Source organism: Mesorhizobium sp. M7A.F.Ca.CA.003.01.2.1, from assembly GCF_003998945.1.
Taxonomy (GTDB): Bacteria; Pseudomonadota; Alphaproteobacteria; order Rhizobiales; family Rhizobiaceae; genus Mesorhizobium; species Mesorhizobium ciceri.
The window spans coordinates 1-2,846 of record NZ_RZRA01000765.1; the positions used below are offsets into that span (position 1 = coordinate 1).

The window sequence follows — 2,846 nt, forward strand, 5'->3', positions numbered from 1 at the left end:
CGAACCGCGCGCGCTCGGTGTCGGCTATGACAACATCTCCGACATGGTGGATGGCCGCACCGTCGCGACGGCGGCACTCCTGCTGCTGGTGGTCAAGGCGATCATCTGGTCGGTAGCGCTCGGCTCGGGAACGTCGGGAGGTGTGCTGGCGCCGCTGTTGATCATGGGCGGGGCTATGGGCGCTGTGCTCGCCGGCGTTCTGCCTGCCGCGGATCCGGGTTTCTGGGCGCTGCTGGCAATGGCCGCCACCATGGGCGGCACGATGCGCGCGCCGCTGACCGCCACGTTCTTCGCCGTCGAACTGACCGGCAACACACATATGCTGGTGCCGCTGATTGCCGCCTGCGCCGCGGCGCATGCCGTGACCGTGCTTCTGATGAAGCGTTCGATCCTGACCGAAAAGATCGCCAGAAGGGGACACCATCTGGTTCGCGAATACCGTGTCGACCCTTTCGCCCTGACCAGGGTGCGCGAGGTGATGACGTCGCAGGTCGAAAGCGTGCCGGCGACGATGACGCTGCATGGCGCAGCAGCGTTCCTGACGGCGCCGGAAACACGGCATCCGAGTTTCCCGGTGGTCGACGAGAACGGTCAGGTGCTGGGCCTCATCGATCCGCCGGCGATCTTGCGCTGGAGACGCGCCGGCACGCACCGCACCACCACGCTTGGCGCGTTGCTGGCCGGCAGCAAGGTGACGCTGGCCTATCCGGACGAATATCTCGAAGGCCTCTCCGACAAGCTGCTGATGGCCAACGTCTCCCATCTGCCCGTCGTCACTCGCGAAGGCTCGTTGCTGGTCGGCTATGTCGGCTGGAAGGATCTGATGCGCGTGCGGTCCAGGAAACAGGCCGAGGAGCGCGAGCGTTCGACCTTGCTTGGCTTTGGCACCAGACGCAGGAAAAAGGACGACGCGGTCGAAAGCCTTTAGATGCTCTCTCCTCGCTTCGCCCACTCCAGCACATGGAGCCTCAACGCCGAGGACAGGTTGGTGTCGCGGGGCCGCGTCTCGTCGACTTCGGCGACAAGAGCAGCGAGCGTCAGCTCCCTGGTCGCCGCGATCGCGACGAGGTCGTCATAGAAGGGCTTTTCAAGCGAGTAGCTGGTGCGGTGGCCGCGAATGGTCACCGAACGCTTTTCGACCGGGCTCATTGACGGCCGGGGTCGCCGGGCTTTTCACGACGATGCCCGGCAACGAATTTTTCGCTCTTGTCGGCGGCGACGCGGTCGCGTTCCTTTTCGGCCTTGGAGCGGCCGTGCAGCGCGCGGTTCTGTTCGGCGGCGCGCAGCTTTTCGTCCCGCGCCTTTTGCTTGCGGGCCTGGCGGAGATTGACGATTTCGGCCACGGCGTAAGTCGCCGGCCTATTTCTTGCGGAAGGCGTCGAGCGAGACCACTTCGGCGCCCTTGGTGGCGGCGTCCGCGGCCGCGGGCTTCTTCTCCGCCTCCGCGGCGGCCTTCTTCTCGGCCTTCGGCTTTTTCTCGGAGACGATGGTCAACGGCTCCGGAGTTGGCGCAGCCGGTTCATCGGCTGCCGCACCATCCGTCTTGACGTCGAATTCGAGTTCGAAATTGACCGAGGGATCGTAGAAGCCGCGCACGGCCGAGAACGGGATTTCGAGTTTTTCCGGCACATCGGAGAAGGACAGGCCAACCTCGAAGCCGGTATCGGTCACCTTCAGGTCCCAATACTGGAACTGAATGACGATGGTCATCTGCTCGGGATAGCGCTCGCGCAGCCGCGAAGACACGCGTACGCCCGGCGCGCCGGTCAGGAAGGTGATGAAGAAGTGGTGGTTGCCGGGGAGGCCGGTGCGCGCGACCTCGGCCAGGACCTTGCGCATGACGCCGCGCAACGCCTCCTGGGCCAGAATGTCGTAGCGGATGTGGTCGTCGGCCATGTGGCGGTCGGGTTCCGTTGAATCGTCCGCATAGCTGTAATCAAGCTTGAGCGCGGCGTAAACCGCATATAGATCACCCTCGCGCGGAAGCGAAGACTATTGCCAGCGATTTGATCGCTCAGGCGCTGGCGAGCGCGCTTTGCTTTTCGGACGATGCCGCGGAGCGGCGCTTGCCGAAGGCGCGCAGGAAGGTACGCACGCCATTGGTCGCAGATTGCAGCACCTCGTCCTCGCGCGGCGAGCCGCCAAGCATGAACGTGGTCTGCAGTTCGGCATTGACGAGGCCAAGGAACTGGCGTGCCGCCACGTCCGGGTCCTCGATCGTGAGATAGCCGCCATAGGCGAGGCGGGCGAAGCGGGCGGCGATTGCCGGCCATGTCCTGCCCGGTCCCTGTTCGCGCCATTCGGCAAACAGTTCGGGATAGCGCTCGCCTTCGGTCTGGATCAGCTTGCGCAGGAATTTTCCATCGCGGTTGCAGATGCAATTCTGATTCAAACGCACCGCAAAGCCGATCAGGTCGGCTTCGAGATCCCCCGGCTGATCGGGGAAGGTGGCAATGGTGGCGAAGATGCCGGCATTGCAACGTTCGGTCAGATCACGGACCACAGCGACGAACAGTTTTTCCTTGTCGCCGTGATGGTTGTAGATGGTCTGGCGCGAGACGCCGGCTTCGGCGGCGATCAGGTCGATATTGGCGCCGGCGAAACCTTCGCGGCAAAACACGGTGGCGGCGGAGTCGACGATCGACAGGCGCTTGGCCTCATGACCGCGTGGCGGGAAAATGTCAGGAGAAACGTGCAGCTTCATAAAAAACTATATAGAGGTGATTGACGATTTAGACAAGAGTGTCTAAATTTGTGGACACAAGATTAAGAGATTTCGCATGAGAGAGACGAACAGAACTCGCTCTCGATGTGTCGGAATCTCACGGGATGGAACGTCCTAGGTT

At 62.9% G+C, this 2,846-nt stretch carries 5 protein-coding genes; 1 reads left to right on the forward strand and 4 read right to left on the reverse strand.

Going from position 1 to position 2,846, the window contains the following annotated elements; translation table 11 throughout:
* Window positions 1–928 (forward strand): chloride channel protein (locus tag EN969_RS25125; protein WP_164758473.1); only part of this gene is annotated, 928 nt, incomplete at its 5' end.
* On the opposite strand, the gene EN969_RS25130 is transcribed toward EN969_RS25125, so the two are convergent.
* From EN969_RS25130 to EN969_RS25145, 4 genes are all read right to left on the reverse strand, one after another.
* Window positions 925–1,149 carry a ribbon-helix-helix domain-containing protein gene (locus EN969_RS25130; RefSeq protein ID WP_013531014.1) on the reverse strand — a complete coding sequence of 75 codons (225 nt, stop codon included), beginning with the start codon at window positions 1,147–1,149 and terminating at the stop codon, window positions 925–927. The genes EN969_RS25125 and EN969_RS25130 overlap by 4 nt on opposite strands.
* A complete protein-coding gene (locus EN969_RS25135; RefSeq protein WP_024501426.1) occupies window positions 1,146–1,343 on the reverse strand; it encodes a DUF4169 family protein in 198 nt (65 codons plus the stop codon). Before EN969_RS25135 ends, EN969_RS25130 begins: the two co-directional genes overlap by 4 nt.
* Before the next feature lie 16 nt (window positions 1,344–1,359).
* Window positions 1,360–1,896, reverse strand: a complete 537-nt coding sequence (locus tag EN969_RS25140) for an SspB family protein (protein ID WP_013531016.1) — start codon at window positions 1,894–1,896, stop codon at window positions 1,360–1,362.
* 118 nt (window positions 1,897–2,014) lie between these two features.
* On the reverse strand, window positions 2,015–2,704 hold the full coding sequence (locus EN969_RS25145; RefSeq protein WP_013531017.1) for a TetR/AcrR family transcriptional regulator: 690 nt from the start codon (window positions 2,702–2,704) through the stop codon (window positions 2,015–2,017).
* Between the last annotated feature and the right edge of the window lie 142 nt (window positions 2,705–2,846).

Bases quoted from the DNA above. Each gene is read 5' to 3' on its own strand.
- EN969_RS25130 (WP_013531014.1), bottom strand. From the start codon at position 1,149: ATGAGCCCGGTCGAAAAGCGTTCGGTGACCATTCGCGGCCACCGCACC.
- EN969_RS25140 (WP_013531016.1), bottom strand. From the start codon at position 1,896: ATGGCCGACGACCACATCCGCTACGACATTCTGGCCCAGGAGGCGTTG.
- EN969_RS25145 (WP_013531017.1), bottom strand. From the start codon at position 2,704: ATGAAGCTGCACGTTTCTCCTGACATTTTCCCGCCACGCGGTCATGAG.